Raw genomic sequence first — 22,446 nt, forward strand, 5'->3', positions numbered from 1 at the left:
GGGGCACCTTCATGGCCGTGAAGGTGCCCCCACCGGCCCTTTCAGGCCCGGCGCAGGGACGGCAGCAGCGCGGCCACGCCGAGGACGGCCACGACCAGCGGGACCGGCAAGGCCGCTCGCAGGCCGCCGGCGGCGGCGACCGCCGAGACCACGCCCAGCGCCAGCGCCGGACCGACCTGGAACGCCGTGTTCACCAAGCCGCCCGCCAGGCCCTGGTCGGCCGCCGGGACGCTGTCGGCCGCGGCCATCGTCAGCGGGCCGTACGTCAGCGTGAATGCCAGGCCCACCAGGAGGAACGCGGGCAGCATCAGCGTCCAGTACCCGCTGGAGGCGTCCAGGAACAGCAGCAGCGCGTACGCCGCCACCGACGAAGCCAGTCCCGCCAACGCGACGCGTCCCGAGCCGAACCGGCCCACCAGCGGCGCGGCGATCCGCGGCGCCAGGACCGCGACGACCAGCCCGCTCGGGCACACCGCCAGACCGGTTTCCAGCGCCGACCAGCCGCGGACGTCCTGCAGGTACAGCGTGACGAGGAACAGCGCGCCGACCCAGCCGCCCAGCAGCGACATCGCGCCGACGTTCGCCCGCACCAGCGCGCCGGACCGCAGGACGCCGAGCCGCACGAGCGGGCTCGCGGCCCGCCGTTCGATGGCGACGAACACTGTCAGCAGCGCCGCGACGGCCACCAGCGAGCCGAGCGTCCGCAGTGAAGCCCAGCCCGCGTCCGGTGCCTGTACCAGCGTGAACACCAGGAGCAGCATCGCCGACGTGACGGTCGCCGAGCCCGCGACATCGAACCCGCGACCCGGCGCGGCGGGCGAGCGCGGGACGACCGCGAGCGCGCCGGCCAGCGTGGCGAGCGCGACCAGCACCGGCGCGTGGAACACCCACCGCCAGCTGATTTCGGTGAGCAGCCCGCCCGCGACGAGCCCGAGCGAGAACCCGGTGGCGCCGGTCGCGGTGTAGATCGACAGCGCCTTGTTGCGGACGGGCCCTTCGGTGAAGCTCGTCGTGATGATCGAGAAGCCGGCGGGCGCGCTGAAGGCGGCGCTGACGCCGGTGACGAACCGCGCGGCGACCAGCAGCGGGCCGTTGGTGGCGAAGCCGCCGAGCGCGGTCGCGACGGCGAACACCACCAGCGCGCCGACCAGCATCCGGCGCCGGCCGAGCAGGTCGGCGGCGCGGCCGCCGAGCAGCAGGAACCCGCCGAAGCCGAGGACGTACCCGCTGACCACCCACTGCAGGGAGCCGGTGGACAGGCCGAGCTCGGCGCCGATCGAGGGCAGGGCGACGCCCTTCATCGAGACGTCGAGCGCGTCGAGGAACATCGCGCCGCACAGGACGAGCAGCAGGACGCGGGCGCGTGCGGTGAGGCGGTCATGGACAGCCGAGATGGTCAAGAGAACCCCCAGATGAGTCGGACCGATCGGTCCCGGACCGAACGGTCCGAATCATGACGAGGGTCGGAAGCCGTTGTCAAGCGGGGATTCACGATGTGGACCGTTTGGTCCGGTACGATGGCGCTCATGCCGCGCAAGCCGACGCCGGACGCCCGTGAGCGGATCCTCGAGACCGCCACCCGGCTGTTCAACCGCCACGGGGTGCACGCCGTCGGGATGCAGCAGATCATCGACGAGTGCGGCTGCGGCAAGAACCTGCTCTACACCCAGTTCGCCGGCAAGGACGACCTGGTCGTGGCGTATTTGAAGCGCTGCAGCGGCGACTGGGACACGATCGTCGCCGCCGCCCGCGCGGCCGCGGGGGATGCCGAAGGCCGGCTGGTGGAGCTGGTGCGCGAGGTGGGCGTGCGGGTGAACGTGCCGGGCACGCGCGGCTGCCCGCTGCGGAACACGTTCGCGGAGTTCCCGGAGCGCGAGCACCCGGCCCACCGGGTATCGATGGAGCACTTCGTGCGGGTGCGGACGCAGCTTCGCGAGCTGGCGGCCGAGACGGCGGCGGCCGACCCGGAGCGACTGGCCGACCGCATCATGTTCATCATCGACGGCCTGTACACGAACGGCCCGATCTTCGGCGAGGAAGGCACCCGGACGGCGGTCGCGTTCGCCGAGGACGTGGTGAAGTCGGAGACGTCAGCGAAGCCGGCGAAGAGCCGCTGACCAGGCCTGGCGCGAGAGGGTGAGCTGACCGGCGGCGGGAGCCTTGCTGTCCCGCACGCCGACGGTGCGCTCGATCGCCACCTCGACGCACTCGGAGTTGCCGCCGCTGTGGCTCGACTTGCGCCAGATGGCTTGCATTCGGCTCCTCGGGCTATCTGGCCGCCTCCGCGATCAGCTCGCGTGAGGCAGCTTCGCTCAAAGCTCTCTCCGCCAACACTTTAGCAAGCCGGAGGTATGCGCGAATGTGATTGTCCGCGTGGAGGAAGGCGCTCGAGTAGGCGTGTTCGAGCAGTGCGATCGGTGGCGTGTCCTCGTATTCGTAGATGAAGAAGGAACCGAGCATGCCGGGGTGGTAGCCGGCCTCGGCCGGCAGCACCCGCAGCGAGACGTGAGGCCGCTCGGCGACCGTGAGCAGGTGGTCCATCTGGTCGGACATGATGTCCTCGCCGGCCACCGGCTCGCGCAGAGCGCGCTCGCCGATGATCGCGCGGTAGTGGACCGGGTCCGGGCGGGTGAGCATCTTCTGGCGGTCGAGCCGCATGACCAGGTGGGCATCGGCCTGGCTCTGGGTGAGGTCGGAATTGTCGAGGACGGCTCGTGCGTAATCGGGAGTCTGCAGGATTCCGGGAATGATCGAGCAGGCCCACGCGGTGATCTTGGTGGCGGACCGCTCGCATTCCACCAACCCGGAAAGTTCGGGGCTGATTTCCGGGGAGCCCGGAGTGACCCAATCCCGTTCCCGTGCAGTCCTGGCCAATTCCAGCAGATATTCTTGCTTTTCGCCGCGCACTTTGAAGAAGCCGAGGATGAGGGCCACGTCCGCCACGGACGGCAGCCTCAGCCCCTTCTCCCACAGTGACAACACTTGTGGCGCGAAGCCGAGTATCCGCGCCAGCTGGCGCAACCCCACTCCGTGCGCTTCGCGTACTTCGCGCAACCCGGCGGCCAACGCGCGTGCGCGCGGCGTGGAAGAAGTCGCTTTCATGGGGCCGATAATACGAACGCCGTCCATCACTCCATCAGCGTGTTGGTGTCTACCGGATCGGACAGATTGAATGGTCCCATGTTGAGGTGGCAGCAAGCGGAGGGAAAGCGCCACGCGCTCGACGGTGCTTTCCCGCCGCGTCCCGAAGAACGGTTCACGGCCCTGTGCGGGGAGGAGGTGACCGTCGCGGTGTGCGATGTCCCGCAGCTCGGCGGGAACTGGTTCGACCCGACCTGCGCCGAATGCCGGGCCGCGTGGCTGGCGCGGTGCTGACCGAAGCCGACCGGGACCTGCGGCTGCTCGACCGCGTCCGGGACCTGCACACGTCGCTCGCGCTGGACGTCTCCTGGCTGGCGCGCACCCTCGACGACGAGGCACCCCGCCCGGACATCCTCCGCGACCTCGGCGAACGGCTCGCCGACCTGGGCGCGGACCTGGTCGCCCGCGCCGACGAGCTGGACGCCCGGGTCCGCGCCACCCTCCCGGACCACGGCTGGCTCCCCGAAGCGGGCGCGCGGCGGCGCGCACTGGCCGTCGCCCACCAGGTCGGCCCGCACCCCCTCCGGTGCGGGCCGATCTTCCTGGCCGTCTGCGGCGCGGCGTGCTTCCCGTTCTACGGGACCGACCCCGCCGGCCGGACAGCCCGGCACGAACGGTGCGAAAGGTGCCTCCACGTGCGTTGATCCGCCGTTCGTGCTGAGCTGGGGGCATGTCCGAGACGAAGACGACCGCGACCGAGAAGTTCTTCCGCGTCGCGATCGCGATCAAGGGCCTCGACGGCGCGTTGCAGGTCGTCGGGGCGTTGATCCTCGCGTTCATCCCCGCCTCGACCGTCAGCGGGTTCACCCACGCGGTCATCACCCGCGACCTGCTGGGCGACCCGTCCGGCACCCTCGCCCGCCACCTGCAGTCGGCGACCGAGAACTTCCTCCACGGCGACACGAAGACGTTCGCCGTCGCCTACCTGCTGGCCCACGGCCTGATCAAGCTCGGCCTGGTCTGGGCACTGGCCCGCAAGATCGTGCGCGCGTACCCGGTCGCGGCGCTGGTCCTCGCGGCGTTCGTCGTCTACGAGATCTTCCGGGCGGTCCACACCCACTCGATCGCGCTGCCGTTCTTCGCCGCGCTCGACGTCGTGATCATCATCCTCGTCCTGCGCGAGTACCGGCAGCTCAAGCGCGACCGCGCCTAGGAACGACACGTCGGGGACGTGTCCAGCGGGTGTCCCTGCGACCAGACCAGGGCGTCCGAGCCGGTCGAGCCGTCGGCCCGCAGTTCCAGGATCGGCAGGGCCTTGTCGACCTGGTTGCCGTCGTCCTGCCGGAACGCGACGAAGCCGGTGGCACCGGGCAGCGCCGAGTTGCAGTCGATGTTGGCCACGAAGTTGGCCATGCCCTCGTGCCCCCGCGCCGGGTTCTCCTCCGCGGCCTTCACCGCCGTGGCCGCGGCGTCGTACTCGATCATCGCGGCGCCGTCCAGGAGGTCGGCCGGGGCGAACTTGTGCCGGGTGAAGCGGTTTTCGAAGTCGGTGTAGTTCGTCCGGTAGGTCAGCGACGCCGGGTCGCCGACGAACTTCTGCCACTGGTCCCGGTGGGCGAGGGCGGTGTACAGGGGCCGGACGGCGATGTCGCCGTCGAGCGGGAGCGGCGAACCGACGAGCGTCGCGGCGTCGTCGCCGGTGAGCACCGTCACCGACGGCAGTTGCCGGCAGGCGCCGTCTTCCGCCAGCGCCGTGGTGAACGAGCGCAGGTCGACGCCGCGGCCGGCGAAGTAGATCACGTCCGGCTGGGCGGCGCAGATGTCGGAGTGCATGCCGCTGAAGAGCTTGAGCAGGTAGTCGTGCCGGCTCGCGCCGGTGAGCTTGGCCGGCAGCCGGTACTTCTTCGTGAACTCGACCGGGATCCGGTCCTGCTCCTGGAAGGCCCTGGCCAGGGTCGCGGCGTAGATTTCGGCGTCGCTGACGTCCGCGACGAGCATCGTGCGGCGCTTCGGCAGGCCCGCGATGTAGTTCACGGCCGCCCGGGCCTCGTCGCTGTTCGTCGGCCCGACCCGGAAGAAGTTCCGGATCGGCCGGTGCGCCGCGTCGAAGTTCAGGTCGTCGCCGGTGACCGTGGCGCCGATCGTCACGATGTCGTGCTCGGACAGGGCGGCCACGGCGTCGCGGACGTTGCCGAGGCTGATCCCGAGGCCGGTCACCGCGGCGATGTGCTCGCTGTCGGCGTGCTCGACGATCCGGTCCACCACCCCGCTCCAGTGGGCGGCGTCCCCGCCGATGTTGGCCAGCAGCAGCTTGAAGTGCGGCGTTTCGGGGCCGGGCCACACCGCGGCGATGGCCCCTTCGATCTCGTGGCGGACGTACTCGGTCGGCGTGCTGTCGGTGGCCGGGTCCGAGGTCATGTTCTCCAGCAGCACGATCGTTTCGTAGTCGCCGGCGACCTGGCCGTTGCGGTCGGCGATCAGGGCTTCGAGGTCGGCGAGCGGGTCGTCGTCCCGGAACGGCCCGGACGCCAGGTTCAGGCCGACGCACCCGGCGTCGGCGGTGTCGTCCAGGCCGGGCCCGCAGTTTTCCCACGGCGGGTTCAAGACCACCACGCCGGCCAGCACGAGCAGGACGGCGAGGGAGAGGACGAGCCAGTGCCGGTGCGCCCAGCCGCGCGGGCGCACCGGCGGGACGGGACGGCGGCCGCGGGATGGCGCGCGGCGGGCCAAAGCGGTGGGGGACAAGGTGGCTCCTCACGGCCAGAGGCCGCGCGCGGCCCGGTCGGCGAAGGTGTAGAGGTGCGTGGTGTCGGCGCGCTCGGACGCCCGGGAGAGGTTGGCCAGGGCCAGCTCGATGTCGCGGTTCTGGGCGCTGCCCCGCACGGCGAACGGGTTCGTGGCGAGCCAGCTCGCGGCGATCAGCCGGGCGAGCTCGCTGCGCAGCGGCGTCCGGTCCGGCCGGTGCTCGCGGTCGGCCTTGACGAGCTGTTCGCGCAGCTCGTCGTAGCCGGCGCCGAGCGGCTGGTCGTCCGGTGCGTGGACGACGAGCGTGAGCCGGTCGAGCCACTCGAGGTGCGGCAGCTCCGGGAAGTCCCGTTCGAACAGGTCGACCACCGCGGGGAACTCGCCGAGGGCGAGCAGGCAGTAGGCGCGCCGGACGGCGTCGGTCCCGGCGGTGGCCTGGAGGGCGGCGAACTGCGTCCGGTAGGCGGCGCCGTCGTCGCGCCGGGCCAGCGCGGAGGCCAGGTTGCCCGCGAGCCACGGGTGCAGCGTGACCTGGTCGCCTTCGCCGGCCCGCACCCACAGGGAGGCCCGCAGCTCGGTGAGGATCGGCCCGACGCGCGGCTGGACGACGGCGCCTTCCGCCCGCGGCTGGACCAGCCAGGGCGCGGTGGCGAACGGCGCGGCCGCGACCAGCTCGTCGACGTCCACTGTGGAGAGACCGAGCCCGGAAAGCCAGGACCGCCAGGGTTCCGGGCCGCCGGCGCCGAGGACGTCGCGCGCGCCCGGCACGATCTCCTTGTCGCGCAGGACCTTCGCGACGTGCCGCACGGCACCCGGCAGGCCGCCGGTCGCCCGGTGTGCGAACTCCGCGTGGGCACGCGGGACGTCGCGGCCGAGGAGCTCGGCGACCGCGCCGACGGACAGCGGTTCCAGCAGTACCGGGTAGTACGCCGAGGCCCGGCCCTCCGCCTGGCCGGCCCAGTGCTCGTGGGAAGCCTGCCCGCAGACGGGAACGGTCCGGCCCGCGCCGCTTCCCGGCTGCCAGGGCGGCCGCCAGGTGCGGCCCAGTTCGTCGTCCCATTCGCCGTGCCACGACCCGCTGGTCGCCACGACCAGCAGCGGGTCGGGCGTGCCGTGGTGGCGTTCCCGCGCGGCGGTCAGGGCCCGCAGGAAGGCCAGTCCGCCGGGGTGGTCGACGTTGTCCAGCAGCGCCACCCAGGTGTGCACGTGGGGCTGCCGCCGGGAATCGGGGCAGTCGCAGGGGCTCCGGCGTTCGGGGCCGGACATCCGGCGGTGGTTTTCGCGGACGTCGGCGAGGAAGGCTTCCAGCAGCCAGGCCGTGAGCCGCTCCGGGTCGGCTTCGCGGCCGCGGGCGAGCCGGTTGAGGTCGATGAGCGCGTCGTAGGCGTCGCCGCCCTGGAACCACTCGACGTCCCGCAGCGAGCGCAGGGCCTGGGTCAGCCGTGGCCGGACGGCTCGCACCAGCTTCGGCAGCTCGGCGGAGAAGGCGTCGGCGACGGGGGCGGGGACCGCTCCGGTCGCGGTGGCGAGCCGGACGCCGAGGCCGGTCGTCGCGTCGACCCACCGGGGCACCCGGTCGCGGTGGAACTCTTCGAGCAGCCGGCGCAGCTTGGCCTTGTCCTGGGTGTAGTCGGTCGTGCCGAGGTCGGCCCGCGCCGCGATCAGCGCCAGCGCGAACCGCAGGAACCGCGGTTTCGCGCGGTGGCGCCAGCTGCGGGAGAACCCGTAGGCGAGGCGGGTGAGCACGTCGGCCGGGCTCGGGGCGCCGTCGCCGAAGTCGAACCGGCTGTGCACGACACCCCAGCCGAGATCGACGTCGATCTGGTGCAGGGCATGGGTTTTCCCGGAGCCGGCCGGGCCGAGCAGCACGACCACCGGGGGCTTGCGCGGTGGTTCGCCGACGGCGCCGTGCCACAGCAGCTGCCGGGTGAACAGGACGGTCCGGTCTGGTTCGGCCATCGTGCTGACTCCCCTGCGACCCCTCGATACAGTGGGTAACGAGAGTAAGCAGAAGGTGACCGATCAGCTACCGGTTCGGCCCGATTGGCCAGGTTTTGTCAACTCACCTCAGGCGGCGACCGGAAATCGCACCGTCGTGACGTCGGCCTCCAGGGGTTCGACGTAGACGGCGGTCGCGTTGTCCGAGCCACCGCGGGCCAGCGCGGCCTCGACCAGCTCGGCGGCCCCCGTGCCCGGCTGGGCCAGCACCGCGCGGATGCCGCTGCCGGTCAACGGCTTGTGGACGCCGTCGCTGGTCAGGAGCAGGCCCGCGCTCGTGGTCTCCACCGTGCCGATCTCCGCCGGCTTCGTGGTGCGGACGCTCGTGGTGACGACGTGCTCCATCCGCGGGGTCACCGGCTGGTGGCGGGCGCGGAAGTACTCGGCGAGCGTGTGGTCGGTGGTCAGGAGGCCGAGGGTGGTGCCGTCCCAGGCGTACGCGCGGGCGTCGCCGACCCAGGCGATGCGGTACCCGCCGTGCTCGGCCGGCATGGCGACGACGAGCACGGCATCCCCGAGCGTCTGCGCGCGCACCGCTTGCTGCGCCACGAGAACCGCCTCGACGGGTCCTTTGTGGACAGGCGTGCGAGCGGCGGCCGCGGCGGCGATCCGGGCGGCCCGCGCGGCGGCGGGATCATCCCCGACACCATCGGCGAGGGCGAAGACGACACCGGGCCCCCCGGCGGCGGCATAGGCCCCGACGGCATCGGCATTGAGCGAGCGCGGCCCCTGGGCGCTCGCGGTGTGCCAGCGCGGGTAACCCGGACGTGTCGTGATCATCGCGGCCTCCTCATCACCTCTGGAACCCATGATCCGCGCCGAACCTGTGGGCCGTCTGAGACTTTCCTGTACCGGCGGTGTCGATCCGCGCGCCCGGCTGAAGTGGTTGTGCCCGCGGCCGCGATTGCCCGCGCCAACCCCGCGAGTCGCCTCCTGTGCCGGCGATCTCGATCCGCGTACCGTGGGAACGGGGTGGGGGACATGGAGTTCCGGATTCTCGGCCCGCTCGCCGTGGCGCGCGCGGACGGGCGGCCGGCCGTGCTCGGCGGGCGGAAACCGCGCACGCTGCTGGCCGCGCTGCTGCTCGCGCGGGGGCGGGTGGTGCCCGACGAACGGCTGATTTCGCTGCTGTGGGCGGACAACCGGCCGTCGACGGTCGACGCGCAGCTGTGCACGTACGTCTCTCGCCTGCGCAAGGGCCTCGGCCGGCCCTCTCGGCTCGTCCGCACCGGTGGCGGGTACCTGCTGGCGCACGGCGGGACCGTCGACGCCGAGGAGTTCGAGCGGCTGGCTTCCGCGGGGCACGACGAACTGCGCGCGGGCCGTGCCACCCGGGCCGCGTGCCTGTTCGGCGCCGCGCTGGACCTGTGGCGGGGTCCGGTGCTCGCCGATGTCGCCGAACCGCTCCGCGCGGGGGAGTCGGCGCGGTTCGAGGAGCTGCGGCTGGCGGTGCTGGAAGGCCGCATCGAAGCGGACGTGATGGCGGGCGACCACGTGCGCGCGGTGCCCGACGCCACCGGTCTCGTGCTCGAACACCCGCTGCGGGAACGCGCGCGGGCGCTGCTCATGGCCGCGCTCTGCGCGAGCGGGCGGCAGGCGGACGCCGTCGCCGAGTACCACCGGGGCCGGCGGATCCTCGCCGAACGGCTGGGGATCGCGCCGGGCCCGGTGCTGCGGGCCGCGTATCAGCGGGTGCTGTCCGGGTAGGGCGTCGCGCGGAAGTCGTGGTCGAGCTCGGCGGGCGACCGCGGCAGCCAGTACCGCGCCAGCGCGCGCACCTGTTCGCGCGGCAGGCCCGGGTTGACGTGCCGGTGGTCGGGCTTCGCGATCGACTGCAGCGCCCACGCGAACCCGAGCAGCGGGTCGATCCGCGCCCACCGGTGGCGGTCGATGCCCAGCAGCATCTGCGCGCGCTGGATGCAGTGCCAGAAGTGGTAGCCCGACGGCGGATCTCCGTCCATCGTGTGCACTTCGGACTCGACGTCGGCCCGCCGCGGGTCGTACAGGATCCCTTGCCCGAAGGCGGCGAAAGCTCTGCCGAGACCTTCTTCGTCACCGCGGTAGAAGCGGTCGAAGTTGCCGAGCTGCAGGGCCGAAAGCGTCCTCAGCTGCGGCTCGACGGGCTTGACGAACTCCGCGTAGTTCTTCGGGTAGCCCGGTTCGAGGCTGAGGGCCCGCCACTTCGCGGGCAGGCCGTCCGGGGCGTTCTGCTGGATGAAGGGAAAGAGCACCGCGTAGGCGTCGCGGACTTCCTGCGCCGGGTGGTACAGCGCGATTTCGTCGAGCTGGTACCAGAGTTCGTTGGCCGTGCGGTCGCCCAGCATGCCCGGCACCGGCGGTAGCGCCGAAGCTTCGGCGGTCCCGGTGAGCAGTCCGGTGCCCGCGACCGCGACGGCCGCTCCCGCACCGAGTTTGAGCAGGCTGCGTCGATCGAGCGTCATGGATTCACCCCCGTCGGCGGCCCCCTGCCGCCGTCGCCGCCACGGTACGGAAGGTTTCTATACTTTCTCTGTACGATCGGGCCCGTGGACGATCACCGCGCGCTCGAAAACCTGGTCTACTCCTACGCGTCGCTGGTCGACGCGGGGGATTTCGACGGCGTGGGCGCGCTGTTCGCCGCCGGGGCGTTCGTCGGCAGCGGCGGGGTCTTCCGCGGCGCCGAGGTCGCGCGGATGCTGCGTGACTCGGTCGTCGTGTACGAGGACGGCACCCCGCGCACCAAGCACGTGACGACGAACCTCGCCCTCGAGGTGGACGGCGACACGGCGTCCGGCCGGGCCTACTTCACCGTGCTGCAGGCGGTCGCCGGGCTCCCGTTGCAGACGATCGCGGCGGGCCGGTACGCCGATCGGTTCACCCGCACCGCCGACGGGTGGCGATTCACCGAGCGCCGGGCGACGGTCGATCTCGTCGGGGACGTCCGCCACCACCTGCGGCCCCGGCCGTAACGAGCCGCTGACCTGCGACGACTTCGGTTACACGACCGAAGGAGCCGACGATGGGCGCAGCGTCGCAGGACTCACGGCCGCTGGTGGTCTACGGTCTGCGCTTCCCCGGCGCCGTGGTGGCCGAAGGCGATCTGCTCGCCGTGGTGGAGCTGCAGGCCCAGCTCGGGTCGGCCGTCCGGCTCGTCGAAGCCGAGGCGCTCACCGAAGACGAGATCCGCGACGATCTCATCCTGATCGGCGGCAATTCACTCACCGAACGGGTTCTCGAGCGCTTGGACGGCGTGCTGTCGCTCGGGTTCGCCGAGAACGGATCCTCCGTGTACGACCGCAAGTCCGGCTTCGCCGCCTCGCCGCGCTACGACGACGCCGGTGCGCCGCGCGTCGACTACGGCCTGGTCATCCGCGCGGCGAACCCCTTCGCGCCGGAAACGTCGGAGGTCGTGGTCGTCGCCGGGTGCGGGGGCCACGGCACCGCCGCCGCGGCCGAGGCGTTCGACGAGGCCGAAGCCCTCGGCGGGTACCGGCACTTCGAGGCCCTCGTCGAGACGACCGTCTTCCGCGGCTCCCACCGCGACACGTTCGTCCGCGAGGCCCGCGGGATCGCGTGAAGCCGCCCGGGCTTCGCGGGGAAACCCGGGCGGTGGTCACTTCCGCAGGTCGTAGACCGTCTGGCCGTCGACCGTCGTGGCGGTGAAGTTCGCCGTCACCCACGCGGTGATCTCCGACGAGCCGCCGCCCGGGCCGCCGCCGCGGCCGCCGTCGATGTAGTACTCGATCTCGCCGGCCGCGACGTACGCCTTGAACTCGTCGAGCGTCGGTGCCGGGTCGGAGCCGCTCCAGCCGCCGATGCCGATCACGGCCTTGCCACTGGCCAGTTCCAGTGATGCCGCGTTCTGCGAGCCCGTCGTCGCCGCGGCCCACTTCGTCGTCGTCTTCGCCAGGAGTTCGGCGACCGCGTTCGAGGACGACTCGGGGTCGCCGCCGAAGCCACCGCCCATCGCGCTCGACGTCGGTCCCGAGGTCGGGATCGAGCCGCTGTGCGCGACCGACGCCGTCTCGACGCCGTAGGCCGCCGTGGAGACGCCCAGGGTCAGCACCACCGCCGTCGCGACGACCGCGGCCGCCTTGCGGGCGGTCGGCACGCCCATCACCAGCACCGTCCCGGCGAGGACGCCGAGCACCGCGACGATCCAGCGCAGCGCCGGGAACCAGTCCGGCGTGCGGTCGAGCAGGATGAACGACCACACGGCCGTCGCGACGACCATGCCGGCCAGCGTCGCCCGCGGGCCCAGGTTGGCCCGGCCCTGCCACAGCGCGCGGCCCGAGATGGCGACCAGCGCGGCGATCGCCGGGGCGAGCGCGACCGAGTAGTACGGGTGCACGATGCCGCTCATGTAGCTGAACACCAGCGCGGTGACGAGAAGCCAGCCGCCCCAGAGGACCAGCGCGAGGCGCGTCCGGTCGGTGCGCGGCGCGCGGCGGGTGAACCACAGGCCGGCGGCCAGCCCGATCAGCGCGGCCGGCAGCAGCCACGAGATCTCCGTGCCGAAGCTCAAGCCGAACATCCGGAACAGCCCCGAAGCGCCGCCGAAACCGGTGTTCCCGCCGCCCATGCCGCCGCCGGGGCCACCGCCGTCGGCGCCGCCGAAGATGCGCGACAACCCGTTGTAGCCCAAGGCGAGTTCGAGCAGACTGTCCCCTTCGGACCCACCGATGTAGGGCCGCGACGCCGTCGGCCAGAGGTCGACCAGCGCGATGTACCAGCCCGCCGAGACGACCAGCGCGCCGACCGCGCCGCCGAGGTGCAGCAGCCGCTTGGGCAGCGACGCCGGCGCCGCGATCAGGTACACCAGCCCGAACGCCGGCAGCACCAGGAACGCCTGCATCATCTTCGTCAGGAAACCGAACCCGATCGCGACACCCGCCAGCGCGAGCCACTTCGGCGACGCCTTTTCCGTCGCGCGGACGACGAAGTAGGCGCCGGCGACCATGAGGAGCACGAGCAGCGCGTCCGGGTTGTTGAACCGGAAAATCAGTGCGCCCACCGGTGTCACGGCCAGCATCGCGCCGGCCAGCAGCCCGGCGACCGGGCCCGAAGTCCGTTTCACTGTCAGGTAAAGGATGCCGACGGACGCGACGCCCATCATTGCCTGCGGGGCCAGCACGGTGAAGCTGGAGAAGCCGAAGATCCGCGCGAAGGCCGTGGCGACCCACAGCGCCGCGGGCGGCTTGTCGACGGTCAGGACGTTGCCGGAGTCGAGCGACCCGAACAGCCAGGCCTTCCAGCTCTGCGTCCCGGACTGCACGGCGGCGGCGTAGAAGCTGTTGCCGTAGCCGGAGGCGGTGAGGTCCCAGAAGTAGAGCACGGCGGTCGCGGCCAGCAGTCCGAACACGGCCGGGCGGACCCAGCGCGGCGGCGCGTGCGCGGCGTCTTCCTTGCGGTGGCGCGGTTCCCGCGTCAGGGGGTCGGACAGGACGGCGGTCATCAGTGCTCCTCTTGGGTGGCGGCCTGGCGGCGCGGGTTGAACACCCAGCCGCGCAGGAGCAGGAACCGGAGCACCGTCGCGGCGAGGTTCGCCAGCACGAGCACGGTGATCTCCAGGACCAGGCCGGGGGTGGTGGATCCGTTGAGCAGGGCGAGCGACCCGCTGGTCAGGGCGAGGCCGAGGCCGAAGACGATCAGGCCTTCGAACTGGTGGCGCCCGGCGCCGGTGCGGCCGCGGATGCCGAACGTGAGCCGCCGGTTCAAGGCGGTGTTCCCGATCGCCGTCACCAGCAGCGCGGTGAAGTTGGCCGCCTGGGCGCCGACGACTGTCCGCAGCAGCAGGAACAGCACGAGGTAGGCGAGCGTGCTGCTGACGCCGATGGCGGCGAACCGCACGAGCTGCGTCACCAGCCGCGGCGGCACCCCGGGTGCCTCGACCCCGATCGGCCGGCGGCCGAGCTGCTCGCGCAGCCTGCTGATCGGGATCTCGCCGGTGAAGGTCGCCTTCGTGACGCGGGCGATGCCCTTGAGGTCCGCGGTGGCGGTCTTGACGATGTTGACCGAGGAGTCGGGGTCGTCGACCCAGTCGACGGGCACCTCGTGGATCCGCAGCCCCGCGCGCTGGGCGAGGACGAGCAGCTCGGTGTCGAAGAACCAGCCGGTGTCCTCGACGTGGGGGAGCAGCTCGCGGGCGACGTCGGCGCGGATGGCCTTGAAGCCGCACTGCGCGTCGCTGAACTTCGCGGCGAGCGTGGACTTGAGGATGAGGTTGTAGGCGCGGGAGATGAACTCGCGCTTCGGCCCCCGCACGACTCGCGCGCCCCGGGCGAGCCTGCTGCCGATGGCGAGATCGGAGTGCCCGGAGAGAAGCGGGGCGACGAGCGGGCCGAGCGCGGCGAGATCGGTGGAGAGGTCGACGTCCATGTAGGCGAGAACGGCGGCGTCGGAAGCGCGCCAGACGGCGTTGAGCGCGCGGCCGCGGCCCTTTTCGTCGAGGTGGTGGACGGCGACCTCGGGGAACTCGCGGGCGAGTCGTTCCGCCACCCGCAGCGTGGAATCGGTGCTCGCGTTGTCGGCGATGGTGATCCGGTAGCGGTAGGAGACGTGGTCGGCCAGGTGCGCGTGCAGCCGTCGGATGCACGGTTCGAGGTCGGTCTCTTCGTTGTAGACCGGGATGACGACGTCGAGAACGGGCTGCGGACCGGCCAGATCGACCGGGACGGTCCCGGGCCGTGCTGCGGAGGCGGTGGCTGTCATGCGTACCACGGTCGCGGCCCCCGCTTTGGTGATCGTGTGATCGCCCTGTGCGGTTGCTGTGCGCCGCGCTCGGCCGGACGTGCGGGTGACGATCAAGCACTTTACTTCCGCCTGGGTCCTCCAGGCGCTGCCGAGGTGCCACAAGTGCCGGTGGCCAGGTCGAGCCGCGCGCTGAACTCGTTGTGGGAACGCTACGAACCTTCGCGCGGCCTGTGGGCTTGGGGCAGTGGCGATCTCCCGATCTGGATGACGCTCGACGCGGTGACGGCTCTGCGCGCCGTCGCACTGGCTTTCCCGGCTCCGCAGTTCCTGCCCCCGTCAGCCGCAGAATAGAGAACTCGCCAAATGACAACCACACCTTTTCGCAGCATCTGCAGCTGTGGTGCCGCGCTCCGCCCGATGGAAAGAGGTCGATCATGAAGCCTTGGCTGCAGGCGTTGTCACAGGCCCTGAGAGCCGGCGGCGCGGCGGGGGTCATCAACCCCGTGTTGATCGTCGCGCTGGCCTGTGTGGTCTTGGAGACACCCGCTGCGGCCATCTATGCCATCGCTGTCCTGCTGGTGGCCGCCGCTTTCCTGACCATCGCCGCAGTCGTCGCTTTCCGGTTCTCGGCCGATACCGAGGAAACCGAGGACTGATCGAGCCGCGCCCGGCGTCCACTTGCTGGACGCCGGGCGCGGCTGTCAGCTGTGCGCGCGCAGCGGGACGACCTCGCCCGGCGACGCCGCGCGGCCGGGCTCGCGACGAGCCGCCTTCGCGCAGATCGTCAACGTCACCAGCGCCCCGTACTTCGGGTGGCGGTCGACGTAGATCTCCGTCGCGAAGCACGCGTCCGCCAGGACGTCGCGCCGGGAGTGGATCTGGTCGAAGCCGATGCCCGCCGGGCAGAACAGCGACACCACGACGTCCCCGTCGACCGGGCGGGTCCACAGGATCGCCGGGCGGCGGCCGTCCACCGTGCAGATGCGGGCGCTCGCGAACGCCGTGCGCAGCCGGTGCTGGACCACGATCGCGCGCAGCCGGCCGCGGACGTGCCGGCGGGCCGCGCGCCAGTAGAACACCCAGTTGAACGCCACCACGAAAGCGACCGCGGACCAGACCGGGCCCAGCCACAGGACGAGGTTGACCAGCGCGTACGGCAGCAGCGTGACGGCGAGGATCTCGTAGCGCCAGTGGTAGAGCCACAGCAGCGGGTTGGGCCGCTTGACGGGGGCCAGCTGCCGGGCCAGTTCCGGGATTTCGTGCGTCATGACCGTGCTCCTTCGCAGCCGTCGGCGACCGGGACGGCGGTCGCGGGTGCCCGGCGGACGACTCCGGTTCCGGCGCAGCCCGGGCAAGCCGTGCCGTCGGAGGGGCTGAGTCCGTGGCCGCCGCACGAGCCGCAGGCGTGCACGGTGTCCCAGCGGGGATCGCGGTACACGCGGGTGCCTCGGGCCCCGCGCCGGACCTCCCAGCCGCGCGCGGTCGCGCGGGCGTCTTCGTCGGCGGCGAACAGCCACTCGCCGAGGCGGAGCAGCAGCCGATCGAACCAACCACGTTGGCGGGACGTAGGTAGGTTGTGGTCTTGCATCGTGGCACCCCCGGAAAGAACGCACGGACTCGAACGGGCGGCCCGGCACGGGCGCCCACGGGCGGCTCGGGGAGGCCGCCGGGCACTTTGCGTAGTGCCCCAGCTGCGCGTGGTCGCGTTCCCTACGACAACTAGGGGGTCCGCGAGCTGGGCGTCCAACCCGTTCGGGCGAGTCGACCCCAGTCCGCACCAACAAAGAGTTCCCGATGGGATAAGGTGCGCTCTGTGTCCACATATTGTCACCTCCCCTACGTATGCCTACCTGGGTAGGTAAGGTAGATGTCGAGTGCTTACCTACATTCTACGGCCGCGCAGCGGCCGTTAGGTAGTGATGATGTGGTAACAACCGAGCACGTCGGCGCCGAGCTGCGCCGGCTGCGCAAGGCTGCCCGGCAGACCCAGGCGGACGTGGCCCGGATCGTGGGCGTCGCCCGTGCGAACCTGACCCAGTGGGAGGCGGGCCGGTACCTGCCTTCGGCGGAGAACGCCCGCCTGCTCGACGATCACTTCCGAGCCGGAAATTCCCTGGTGGACCTGGTCGAAGCCGCGCGCTCGCCCGCGCCGGCGGCCGCCGGGACGCTGACCACCGGCGGCTCCCTGCTCGAGGTCTTCCGCCGGGCCGGGGCCGGCCTCGCCGGTGAGCTGATCCGCGACGGCGACGGCCGCGCCGTCGGCTGGCGGCACAACCTCCAGAAGCGGGGCGCGCACACGACGCTCGCCACCGCCTACGGCATCTCGGCGATGGTCGTGGTAGGGGAGCCCTACCTCGACCTACATTCCGTCGTGAAAGACCTCTACGACCGACGATCCGAGTTCGGCTGGCAAGGCCGCTCGGAAGGTCGGCGGCCCGAGGTCACGGCGGCGGTCGTCGGCGCCCTCTTCCAGGCCAGCACCATCCTCACCGCCGAGGAGGGGTTGGCCTACCTCGAGCGCTCGCTCGACGACCGCACCCGGACGCGGCCGTTCCTGCTCTCTTCCGCATTGCGCACTTCGGTCCGGCTCGCGCCGGACGCGCCGCTCACCCGGCGCCTGACGGACGACCTCCTCGCGGCCCGGCTCGACTTCGACGGCGTCCCGCTCTGGGGCGAGAAGAAGGAAGAGGGGCTGGTCTCACCGGAGCCGTCCACCGCACACACGGCTCGCGCGGTGGTGGCCCTGCGCGAGCTGCTGCGCGCCGGCCGCGGCAGCGACGAAATCTCCGACGCCGTCGACGTCGCCACCCGGTGGCTCGTCGAGCGGGTCCACCCCGACGACGGTGTCTCCGAGGACCTCGCATTGCCGCAGCCGCACGGGCGGCCGGACGTGCGGGTCACGATCAAGCACTTCACCTCCGCCTGGGTCCTCCAGGCACTGGCCGAGGCGCCACAAGTGCCGGTGGCCAGGTTGAGCCGCGCGCTGAATTCGCTGTGGGAACGCTACGAACCCTCGCGCGGCCTGTGGGCTTGGGGCAGTGGCGATCTCCCGATCTGGATGACGCTCGACGCCGTGACGGCTCTGCGCGCCGTCGCACTGGCTTTCCCGGCTCCGCAGTTCCTACCCCCGTCAGCCGCAGAATAGAGAACTCGCACCCATGAGCACGACCCCCCGGGTGGTCAACGGCGATCACCCCTTCCCGCGGCGATTGGCGGAAGCGTTGCGCGGCAACGGTTCCCGCCCTGGCCTCGACCTGCTCGAAGCGGCGGCCGAGTACGTCCGCGCCCACCGCCCGGCGTTCGCGGCCTGGCTGCGCGACCTCGCCGGCGACCCCGCCTCGGCCGCCGAAGTCGCGAAACGCTCTTACTGGCACCCCAACGGTTTCGCGAAGATCGTCCTGCACACCGGCGTCGAGCCGGAGTTCCGCGTCCGCCTGCACGTCTGGCCGAGCAGCGACACCGTCTCCCGCGGCGAGTCGAACCCGCACAGCCACCGCTGGGAGTTCGCCTCCCACGTGCTGACCGGCACCGGGATGCACATGGTCGAGTTCGCCGAGACGGCCGACGGCGGCAAGCCGTTCCGGCGGTACCGCTACGGCGCCGACCCCGCGAACCCGGCGGCCCTGGTCGCCGACGGCGAGGTCCGGCTCAGGCGCCGAGCTTCGCCGCACGTCCAGAGCGGCGACGTCTACCGCTGCGACACCTCGATCGTCCACACGGTACGGCCGGTCGACGCCGGGCTCACCGCGACCGTCGTGGTCCAGGGGCCCCGCCGGACGTCCACCACCGTCGTCTACTGCGAACCGGGGGAAAGCGACGACCAGCCGAACTTCGACCTGACCCCAGCGGACTTCGAGGAGCTCGTGACCGCCGTACTGGCGAAGCTGGACATCGGGGTCGCACCATGAAGCCCGTGCGGCCCGAGCAGCCCGGCGTCCTCACCGACCGGGCGATCCGGCGGGCGTACGAGAGCGGGCAGCTGTGGGTCGACCCGTTCGACGCGGCGCTGGTCCGGCCGGCCGCGCTCAGCCTCCGGCTCGGCCGCGAAGCGTTCTCCCTCGTGACGCGCGGGCCGGTCGACGTCGCCGACCGCTCGACCCACCCCGAACTGGTCCCGAAGGCACTGGACGCGAGCGGGCGGCTGACCGTCGAGCCGGGCGAGGTCGTGCTCGCGCCGACGCTGGAGAAGATCGGGCTCTCGGAAAACCTGGCCGGGCTCGTCGACGGAACGAGCGACTACGCGCGGCTCGGGATCAGCGTGGTCCTGTGCGGTCAGGTCAGTCCCGGGTTCGGCCGCGACACCGGTGCCGTGCTGACCCTGGAGATCGTCAACCACCTGCGGCACCCGGTGCTGATGTATCCCGGCGCCCGGATCTGCAACTTGATGCTGTTCGCTTCGACCGGGAGCGAGCGGCCGTACGGCGCCATGCCGCACAACTACTCGAGCGACCACGCGGTCGTCGCGTCCCGATTGGCGGATCATGTCCGGCACCCCTGAAACCCTCGGCGACCTGGGTGAGCAGCTGATCCAGCGGCGGATCCTGCAGCCGAGGTACCGCGGCACGGAAGGCTTCGGCGACGACAGCGCCTTGCTCGGCACGGTGACGACGCCGAGCGAGCTGGTCGCGACCACCGACAGCTGCCCGGCGCCGGTGGTGAACCTGTTGCGCGAGCCCGACCTCTACCACGCGGGCTGGCTGCTGGCGACGATCAACCTGTCCGACCTCGCGGCGGCCGGCGCCGAGCCGCTGGGGCTCCTCGTCAACTACACGCTGCCCAAGACGACCACCGTTCGCGACTTCGAGCGACTCCTCGACGGCGTCGACGACTGCTGTGCGGCGCACGGCACGAAAGTCGCCGGCGGGGACATCCGGGACGGCGCCGTCCAGCTGACCGCGACGGCGGTCGGGCGGTGTGGCCGGGGCAGCAGGCTCCGGCGGTCGGGTGCGCAGGCCGGGGATCGCCTGCTGCTGGTCGGTTCCGCCGGGTACCTGTGGGCCGCGGCGCTGCTGGAGACCGGGCGGGCGACGCTCCCGGCCGAGGCCCACGACGCGATCTGGGACCAGGCCTGTCGCCCGATGGCCCAGCTGAAGGCGGGCCAGATACTCGCCACCACGGGGTACGCGCGAGCGGCGATGGACGTTTCCGACGGCCTGTTCGCCACGATCCGCACGCTGTGTGAGGCGAACGGCCTCGGCGCGGTTGTCACCGGCGAGTTCGCGCTCGACGAGCCCGTGGCCGAAGTGGCCGCCCAGTGCGGTTTGCGCCCGTTCGACCTCGCGCAGACGTGGGGCGACTGGGGTCTGGTCGTGGTCGTCCGCGAGGCGGACGTCCGGCTGGTCCAGAAGACCCTGCGCGAGGAGGGCATCCCGGTGCAGGAAATCGGGATGCTCACCAAGGACACCGCGATCACGAAGGGAACCGCTCCGTGGGACGGGATCGCCCAGGAGCGGTTCTCGGCCACCTCGTGGCACGGCGGTGAACTGTCCACATTGCTCACCGAGGTGCTCGGCGGCTAGCTGTGCGCCCGCAGGGGAACCACGTTGCTCGGCAGGACCGTCCGCTCGCGCGGGGCCTCGGTCGGGCTGATCGTCAGCGTCACCAGGCTCGCGTACTTCGGGTGGCGGTCGACGTACACCTGCGGGACCGCGCACGCCGCCGCCAGGACCGCGCGGTGGCGGTGCAGGTGCTCGAACGCCTCGCGGCCGAACAGCGACACCACGATGTCGCCGCCGCGGGGGCGGGACCACAGGATCGCCGGACGGCGGCCGCCCGGCAGGCGCAGCAACGGGAACGCCGCCCGCAGGCGGTGCTGCACGCGGATCGCGCTGATCCGGTCGCGCACCCGGCGGCGGCGCAGCACGGCCACGCCGAGCACGACGGCGAAGACCACCGACGTCCACAGCGCGCCCGCCCACAGCGCGAACGTCACCAGGGCGTACGGCAGCAGCGTCACCGCCAGGATCTCCCACCGCCAGTGGTAGAGCCGGGCGGGGAACGACGCTTGCCTGCTGGTCATTTCCGTGCTCCTTCCGGTGAGCCGGCGGCGCAGGAGGCCGCCGAGGTGGCGCGAGAGACGTCCGGCGGCGATGCCGAGCACGAGGGCCGCGACGATCGCGAGCCCGGACGTCATGTCGGAATCCGCGTCTTGGGGGCCGGCTCGGGCCTGCGGTCGCGGTCGCGGCCGAGCTGCCAGGTCCAGCGCCACGCCGCCCAGATCGCGACGACCGAACCCAGCAGGACCAGCACGAACGCCTGGCCGACGAGCCCGTCCAGCGGCGCCAGCCGCAGCAGCACCAGCAGTGCCCACAGCTGGGACGCGGTGAACGGGATGACGAGCCCGGCCGCGTAGACGCCCCGGCGCCAGCGGCTGCGGCCCGGTGGGGTGGTGTAGGGGTCCATGACAATGCCCTCCTCTGCCCGTGGATCCAGGAAACCTCCGGCTCGCCGCGCCTTCTGTGTCAGCTGACACAGAAGGCGGGATTCAGCTCGCCAGCCGCCGAAGTTCGGCCATGCGGTGGATCGTCACCTGTCTTCTGCCGGTGCTGATGACGCCTTGACGCCGCAGGTCGCGCGTCACGCGCGCCCAGGACTCGCGCGAGATCGCGGCGGTCATCGCCAGTTCCGCCTGCGTGGCCGGGACCGCGATCTCGATGTCCCCGCCGCGCGGCACGCCGTGCTGGACGGCCAGCTGCATCAGCTGCGCGGCCACCCGCCGGATCGCGGCGCCGCCCCCGAGTTCGAGCCACTGCTTGCCGACCGACCGCAGCCGCGTCGACAGCACGAGCAGCAGCGCCCACGAGATCCGCGACCGCGTCCGGCACAGCGAGGCGAACCGATCGCCGGGGACTTCCAGGACTTCGACGGCGTCGAGCGCTTCGACGGTCGCCGAACGCGGCTGCGCGTCGATCGCGGCCAGCTCGCCGATGACGTCCCCCGCGCCGCGCACCCCGACGACGACCTCGCGCCCGTCCGGCGTCCCGTGCACGATCCGCACGTGCCCGCCCAGCAGCACCAGCACGACGCTGGACCGGTCGCCTTCCCGGCAGAGCGTCCCACCGCGCGGGTAGGCGCGCCGCGTGGCGGACTCCGCCAGCACCCGGCGATCGGCCGGACCGAGGTCGGCCCAGAATCCCGTCGGTTCCACATCCCCACCTCGTTTCCGGTCCTTACGCGGTCAGCCCTTCCTCCGGCGCGCCGGCTTCGGGCGTGTGGAGCCAGCCGCGAAGCCGTTCTTCACCGAGCTTGATGTGGACGGTCTGGGTGAAAGCCGTGTGGTCGATGCCGGCGTAGCCGTGTCGCACGACGGCGCGGTGGATCTCCTGCGAGATGGCGAGCGCGAGCGGCGCGCTCGTCTCGCGCAGCCGCCGCTTCAGCTCGGGGGCGTCGACCAGCCGGCAGGCGATGTCGACGTCTTCGCCGTACAGCCCGCGGCTGTCCCGGTGCACTTCACCCGCGTGGATGGCGACGCGCAGCCGGAAGGCGAGCTCCGGGAGGTTGCGGGCGTGCTTGTCCAGCAGCTCGGCGAGCGCCGGGACGAAGCTCGCGAGCAGCAGCGTCTTGGGCACCTGGTCGAAGGGCCGCACGAGGCACAGCGCACCGTCCCCGCGGTCGACGAAGGCGTCCCGGTGCTTGCGCCCGATCCCGGCGATCGTGAAGGCCTCTTCGAGCAGCTGGTAGAGGACGTTCCGGAGCAGGGCTCGCACCGAGTTCGTGTGTTTGGTCGATCCCTCGATGTCGACCGCCACGATGGCCCGGTGCCGGGGTATGTCCGCTGGAGTACTCATTGGCCCGCTCCTGCCTTCAGGTGTGAACTGAAGTTCAGTCAAGTTCACTGTAACGGGTGGAGTACCCTGGAACAACCTGGATGAACCGGCGTTATCCGATTGCTGTGCGGAGATTTGGGTACACGTAACGTTTCAGTCCTCGGAACCGCGGGTTGCCGACCGT

Annotated in this window: 27 protein-coding genes and 1 pseudogene; 13 read left to right on the forward strand and 15 right to left on the reverse strand. The window is 71.8% G+C overall.

Annotated features, from left to right (window positions below):
- Positions 1 to 41 precede the first annotated feature (41 nt).
- Positions 42 to 1,400 carry an MFS transporter gene (locus AB0J40_RS21750; RefSeq protein ID WP_364455830.1) on the reverse strand — a complete coding sequence of 453 codons (1,359 nt, stop codon included), beginning with the start codon at positions 1,398 to 1,400 and terminating at the stop codon, positions 42 to 44.
- A 126-nt stretch (positions 1,401 to 1,526) separates the two neighbouring features.
- On the opposite strand from AB0J40_RS21750, the gene AB0J40_RS21755 reads away from it, so the two are divergent.
- On the forward strand, positions 1,527 to 2,117 hold the full coding sequence (locus tag AB0J40_RS21755) for a TetR/AcrR family transcriptional regulator (protein WP_364455832.1): 591 nt from the start codon (positions 1,527 to 1,529) through the stop codon (positions 2,115 to 2,117).
- Here AB0J40_RS21755 and AB0J40_RS21760 read toward each other — a convergent pair.
- Entirely contained in the window at positions 2,091 to 2,255 is a 165-nt protein-coding gene (locus AB0J40_RS21760) for a DUF397 domain-containing protein (RefSeq protein WP_364455834.1), read from the reverse strand. The two genes, AB0J40_RS21755 and AB0J40_RS21760, sit on opposite strands and share 27 nt — an antisense overlap.
- Positions 2,256 to 2,268: 13 nt before the next feature.
- Entirely contained in the window at positions 2,269 to 3,102 is an 834-nt protein-coding gene (locus AB0J40_RS21765; RefSeq protein WP_364455836.1) for a helix-turn-helix transcriptional regulator, read from the reverse strand.
- A gap of 78 nt (positions 3,103 to 3,180) precedes the next feature.
- Between AB0J40_RS21765 and AB0J40_RS21770 the strand changes: the two genes are divergently transcribed.
- Genes AB0J40_RS21770 through AB0J40_RS21780 form a run of 3 tightly spaced genes read left to right on the forward strand, consistent with a single transcriptional unit; the run spans position 3,181 to position 4,294 of the window.
- A complete protein-coding gene (locus AB0J40_RS21770; RefSeq protein WP_364455838.1) occupies positions 3,181 to 3,375 on the forward strand; it encodes a zinc finger protein in 195 nt (64 codons plus the stop codon).
- Complete coding sequence (locus tag AB0J40_RS21775) at positions 3,369 to 3,785, forward strand: hypothetical protein (protein WP_364455840.1); 417 nt, start codon at positions 3,369 to 3,371, stop codon at positions 3,783 to 3,785. The genes AB0J40_RS21770 and AB0J40_RS21775 overlap by 7 nt, the downstream gene beginning before the upstream one ends.
- 26 nt (positions 3,786 to 3,811) lie before the next feature.
- A complete protein-coding gene (locus tag AB0J40_RS21780; RefSeq protein WP_364455842.1) occupies positions 3,812 to 4,294 on the forward strand; it encodes a DUF2127 domain-containing protein in 483 nt (160 codons plus the stop codon).
- Here the strand turns inward: AB0J40_RS21780 and AB0J40_RS21785 are convergent.
- The 3 genes from AB0J40_RS21785 to AB0J40_RS21795 all read right to left on the reverse strand — a co-directional run bounded on the left by AB0J40_RS21785 (position 4,291) and on the right by AB0J40_RS21795 (position 8,604).
- The gene (locus tag AB0J40_RS21785; RefSeq protein WP_364455844.1) at positions 4,291 to 5,826 is read right to left on the reverse strand and encodes an ABC transporter substrate-binding protein; all 1,536 of its coding nucleotides are present in this window, start codon (positions 5,824 to 5,826) and stop codon (positions 4,291 to 4,293) included. The two genes, AB0J40_RS21780 and AB0J40_RS21785, sit on opposite strands and share 4 nt — an antisense overlap.
- A gap of 9 nt (positions 5,827 to 5,835) precedes the next feature.
- On the reverse strand, positions 5,836 to 7,785 hold the full coding sequence (locus tag AB0J40_RS21790; protein WP_364455846.1) for a hypothetical protein: 1,950 nt from the start codon (positions 7,783 to 7,785) through the stop codon (positions 5,836 to 5,838).
- 108 nt (positions 7,786 to 7,893) lie between these two features.
- Entirely contained in the window at positions 7,894 to 8,604 is a 711-nt protein-coding gene (locus AB0J40_RS21795; protein WP_364455848.1) for a serine/threonine protein phosphatase, read from the reverse strand.
- A gap of 201 nt (positions 8,605 to 8,805) precedes the next feature.
- Here AB0J40_RS21795 and AB0J40_RS21800 point away from each other — a divergent pair, with 201 nt between their 5' ends.
- A complete protein-coding gene (locus AB0J40_RS21800; protein WP_364455849.1) occupies positions 8,806 to 9,531 on the forward strand; it encodes an AfsR/SARP family transcriptional regulator in 726 nt (241 codons plus the stop codon).
- Here AB0J40_RS21800 and AB0J40_RS21805 read toward each other — a convergent pair.
- Positions 9,510 to 10,265 carry a hypothetical protein gene (locus tag AB0J40_RS21805; RefSeq protein ID WP_364455851.1) on the reverse strand — a complete coding sequence of 252 codons (756 nt, stop codon included), beginning with the start codon at positions 10,263 to 10,265 and terminating at the stop codon, positions 9,510 to 9,512. The two genes, AB0J40_RS21800 and AB0J40_RS21805, sit on opposite strands and share 22 nt — an antisense overlap.
- 84 nt (positions 10,266 to 10,349) lie before the next feature.
- Between AB0J40_RS21805 and AB0J40_RS21810 the strand changes: the two genes are divergently transcribed.
- Positions 10,350 to 10,772 (forward strand): nuclear transport factor 2 family protein, encoded by a 423-nt coding sequence (locus AB0J40_RS21810; RefSeq protein ID WP_364455852.1) that lies wholly within the window; start codon positions 10,350 to 10,352, stop codon positions 10,770 to 10,772.
- Between the two features lie 50 nt (positions 10,773 to 10,822).
- Complete coding sequence (locus AB0J40_RS21815) at positions 10,823 to 11,380, forward strand: hypothetical protein (RefSeq protein WP_364455854.1); 558 nt, start codon at positions 10,823 to 10,825, stop codon at positions 11,378 to 11,380.
- 36 nt (positions 11,381 to 11,416) lie between these two features.
- On the opposite strand, the gene AB0J40_RS21820 is transcribed toward AB0J40_RS21815, so the two are convergent.
- Together AB0J40_RS21820 and AB0J40_RS21825 are read right to left on the reverse strand one after the other, a co-directional pair.
- The gene (locus AB0J40_RS21820) at positions 11,417 to 13,258 is read right to left on the reverse strand and encodes a glycosyltransferase family 39 protein (RefSeq protein WP_364455856.1); all 1,842 of its coding nucleotides are present in this window, start codon (positions 13,256 to 13,258) and stop codon (positions 11,417 to 11,419) included.
- Positions 13,258 to 14,514, reverse strand: coding sequence for a bifunctional glycosyltransferase family 2/GtrA family protein (locus AB0J40_RS21825; protein WP_364455858.1), 1,257 nt, complete (start codon positions 14,512 to 14,514; stop codon positions 13,258 to 13,260). The genes AB0J40_RS21820 and AB0J40_RS21825 overlap by 1 nt, the downstream gene beginning before the upstream one ends.
- A 79-nt stretch (positions 14,515 to 14,593) precedes the next feature.
- Between AB0J40_RS21825 and AB0J40_RS21830 the strand changes: the two are divergent.
- Together AB0J40_RS21830 and AB0J40_RS21835 are read left to right on the forward strand one after the other, a co-directional pair.
- A pseudogene (locus AB0J40_RS21830) lies at positions 14,594 to 14,847 on the forward strand (XRE family transcriptional regulator); the annotation flags it as partial.
- Between the two features lie 83 nt (positions 14,848 to 14,930).
- Positions 14,931 to 15,152: a hypothetical protein gene (locus AB0J40_RS21835; protein ID WP_364455860.1), complete on the forward strand. Its 222-nt coding sequence runs from the start codon at positions 14,931 to 14,933 to the stop codon at positions 15,150 to 15,152.
- A 45-nt stretch (positions 15,153 to 15,197) separates the two neighbouring features.
- On the opposite strand, the gene AB0J40_RS21840 is transcribed toward AB0J40_RS21835, so the two are convergent.
- The gene (locus AB0J40_RS21840; RefSeq protein ID WP_364455862.1) at positions 15,198 to 15,764 is read right to left on the reverse strand and encodes a hypothetical protein; all 567 of its coding nucleotides are present in this window, start codon (positions 15,762 to 15,764) and stop codon (positions 15,198 to 15,200) included.
- Entirely contained in the window at positions 15,761 to 16,084 is a 324-nt protein-coding gene (locus AB0J40_RS21845; protein WP_364455864.1) for a hypothetical protein, read from the reverse strand. Before AB0J40_RS21845 ends, AB0J40_RS21840 begins: the two co-directional genes overlap by 4 nt.
- 279 nt (positions 16,085 to 16,363) lie before the next feature.
- Here AB0J40_RS21845 and AB0J40_RS21850 point away from each other — a divergent pair, with 279 nt between their 5' ends.
- Genes AB0J40_RS21850 through AB0J40_RS21865 form a run of 4 tightly spaced genes read left to right on the forward strand, consistent with a single transcriptional unit; the run spans position 16,364 to position 20,015 of the window.
- Positions 16,364 to 17,641, forward strand: a complete 1,278-nt coding sequence (locus AB0J40_RS21850) for a helix-turn-helix domain-containing protein (RefSeq protein ID WP_364455866.1) — start codon at positions 16,364 to 16,366, stop codon at positions 17,639 to 17,641.
- 13 nt (positions 17,642 to 17,654) lie between these two features.
- Positions 17,655 to 18,404 carry a hypothetical protein gene (locus tag AB0J40_RS21855; protein ID WP_364455868.1) on the forward strand — a complete coding sequence of 250 codons (750 nt, stop codon included), beginning with the start codon at positions 17,655 to 17,657 and terminating at the stop codon, positions 18,402 to 18,404.
- Positions 18,401 to 18,994 (forward strand): dCTP deaminase, encoded by a 594-nt coding sequence (gene dcd / locus AB0J40_RS21860; RefSeq protein WP_364455870.1) that lies wholly within the window; start codon positions 18,401 to 18,403, stop codon positions 18,992 to 18,994. The genes AB0J40_RS21855 and dcd overlap by 4 nt, the downstream gene beginning before the upstream one ends.
- Positions 18,978 to 20,015, forward strand: coding sequence for a thiamine-phosphate kinase (locus AB0J40_RS21865; protein ID WP_364455871.1), 1,038 nt, complete (start codon positions 18,978 to 18,980; stop codon positions 20,013 to 20,015). The genes dcd and AB0J40_RS21865 overlap by 17 nt, the downstream gene beginning before the upstream one ends.
- Here AB0J40_RS21865 and AB0J40_RS21870 read toward each other — a convergent pair.
- The 4 genes from AB0J40_RS21870 to AB0J40_RS21885 form a co-directional block, all read right to left on the reverse strand.
- Positions 20,012 to 20,629, reverse strand: coding sequence for a hypothetical protein (locus AB0J40_RS21870; protein ID WP_364455873.1), 618 nt, complete (start codon positions 20,627 to 20,629; stop codon positions 20,012 to 20,014). The two genes, AB0J40_RS21865 and AB0J40_RS21870, sit on opposite strands and share 4 nt — an antisense overlap.
- A complete protein-coding gene (locus AB0J40_RS21875) occupies positions 20,626 to 20,898 on the reverse strand; it encodes a hypothetical protein (RefSeq protein ID WP_364455875.1) in 273 nt (90 codons plus the stop codon). The genes AB0J40_RS21870 and AB0J40_RS21875 overlap by 4 nt, the downstream gene beginning before the upstream one ends.
- Positions 20,899 to 20,980: 82 nt before the next feature.
- A complete protein-coding gene (locus AB0J40_RS21880; RefSeq protein WP_364455877.1) occupies positions 20,981 to 21,643 on the reverse strand; it encodes a Crp/Fnr family transcriptional regulator in 663 nt (220 codons plus the stop codon).
- 22 nt (positions 21,644 to 21,665) lie between these two features.
- Positions 21,666 to 22,283 (reverse strand): hypothetical protein, encoded by a 618-nt coding sequence (locus tag AB0J40_RS21885; protein ID WP_364455878.1) that lies wholly within the window; start codon positions 22,281 to 22,283, stop codon positions 21,666 to 21,668.
- Positions 22,284 to 22,446: the final 163 nt, after the last annotated feature.

Source organism: Amycolatopsis sp. NPDC049691, from assembly GCF_040675005.1.
Classification (GTDB): domain Bacteria; phylum Actinomycetota; class Actinomycetes; order Mycobacteriales; family Pseudonocardiaceae; genus Amycolatopsis.

Bases quoted from the DNA above. Each gene is read 5' to 3' on its own strand.
- AB0J40_RS21850 (WP_364455866.1), top strand. From the start codon at position 16,364: ATGTCGAGTGCTTACCTACATTCTACGGCCGCGCAGCGGCCGTTAGGT.
- AB0J40_RS21780 (WP_364455842.1), top strand. From the start codon at position 3,812: ATGTCCGAGACGAAGACGACCGCGACCGAGAAGTTCTTCCGCGTCGCG.
- AB0J40_RS21795 (WP_364455848.1), bottom strand. From the start codon at position 8,604: ATGATCACGACACGTCCGGGTTACCCGCGCTGGCACACCGCGAGCGCC.
- AB0J40_RS21805 (WP_364455851.1), bottom strand. From the start codon at position 10,265: ATGACGCTCGATCGACGCAGCCTGCTCAAACTCGGTGCGGGAGCGGCC.
- AB0J40_RS21770 (WP_364455838.1), top strand. From the start codon at position 3,181: ATGTTGAGGTGGCAGCAAGCGGAGGGAAAGCGCCACGCGCTCGACGGT.
- AB0J40_RS21885 (WP_364455878.1), bottom strand. From the start codon at position 22,283: ATGAGTACTCCAGCGGACATACCCCGGCACCGGGCCATCGTGGCGGTC.
- AB0J40_RS21815 (WP_364455854.1), top strand. From the start codon at position 10,823: ATGGGCGCAGCGTCGCAGGACTCACGGCCGCTGGTGGTCTACGGTCTG.
- AB0J40_RS21845 (WP_364455864.1), bottom strand. From the start codon at position 16,084: ATGCAAGACCACAACCTACCTACGTCCCGCCAACGTGGTTGGTTCGAT.
- AB0J40_RS21870 (WP_364455873.1), bottom strand. From the start codon at position 20,629: ATGACGTCCGGGCTCGCGATCGTCGCGGCCCTCGTGCTCGGCATCGCC.
- AB0J40_RS21760 (WP_364455834.1), bottom strand. From the start codon at position 2,255: ATGCAAGCCATCTGGCGCAAGTCGAGCCACAGCGGCGGCAACTCCGAG.
- AB0J40_RS21855 (WP_364455868.1), top strand. From the start codon at position 17,655: ATGAGCACGACCCCCCGGGTGGTCAACGGCGATCACCCCTTCCCGCGG.
- AB0J40_RS21875 (WP_364455875.1), bottom strand. From the start codon at position 20,898: ATGGACCCCTACACCACCCCACCGGGCCGCAGCCGCTGGCGCCGGGGC.
- AB0J40_RS21790 (WP_364455846.1), bottom strand. From the start codon at position 7,785: ATGGCCGAACCAGACCGGACCGTCCTGTTCACCCGGCAGCTGCTGTGG.
- AB0J40_RS21765 (WP_364455836.1), bottom strand. From the start codon at position 3,102: ATGAAAGCGACTTCTTCCACGCCGCGCGCACGCGCGTTGGCCGCCGGG.
- dcd (WP_364455870.1), top strand. From the start codon at position 18,401: ATGAAGCCCGTGCGGCCCGAGCAGCCCGGCGTCCTCACCGACCGGGCG.
- AB0J40_RS21820 (WP_364455856.1), bottom strand. From the start codon at position 13,258: ATGACCGCCGTCCTGTCCGACCCCCTGACGCGGGAACCGCGCCACCGC.
- AB0J40_RS21825 (WP_364455858.1), bottom strand. From the start codon at position 14,514: ATGACAGCCACCGCCTCCGCAGCACGGCCCGGGACCGTCCCGGTCGAT.
- AB0J40_RS21835 (WP_364455860.1), top strand. From the start codon at position 14,931: ATGAAGCCTTGGCTGCAGGCGTTGTCACAGGCCCTGAGAGCCGGCGGC.
- AB0J40_RS21865 (WP_364455871.1), top strand. From the start codon at position 18,978: ATGTCCGGCACCCCTGAAACCCTCGGCGACCTGGGTGAGCAGCTGATC.
- AB0J40_RS21755 (WP_364455832.1), top strand. From the start codon at position 1,527: ATGCCGCGCAAGCCGACGCCGGACGCCCGTGAGCGGATCCTCGAGACC.
- AB0J40_RS21800 (WP_364455849.1), top strand. From the start codon at position 8,806: ATGGAGTTCCGGATTCTCGGCCCGCTCGCCGTGGCGCGCGCGGACGGG.
- AB0J40_RS21840 (WP_364455862.1), bottom strand. From the start codon at position 15,764: ATGACGCACGAAATCCCGGAACTGGCCCGGCAGCTGGCCCCCGTCAAG.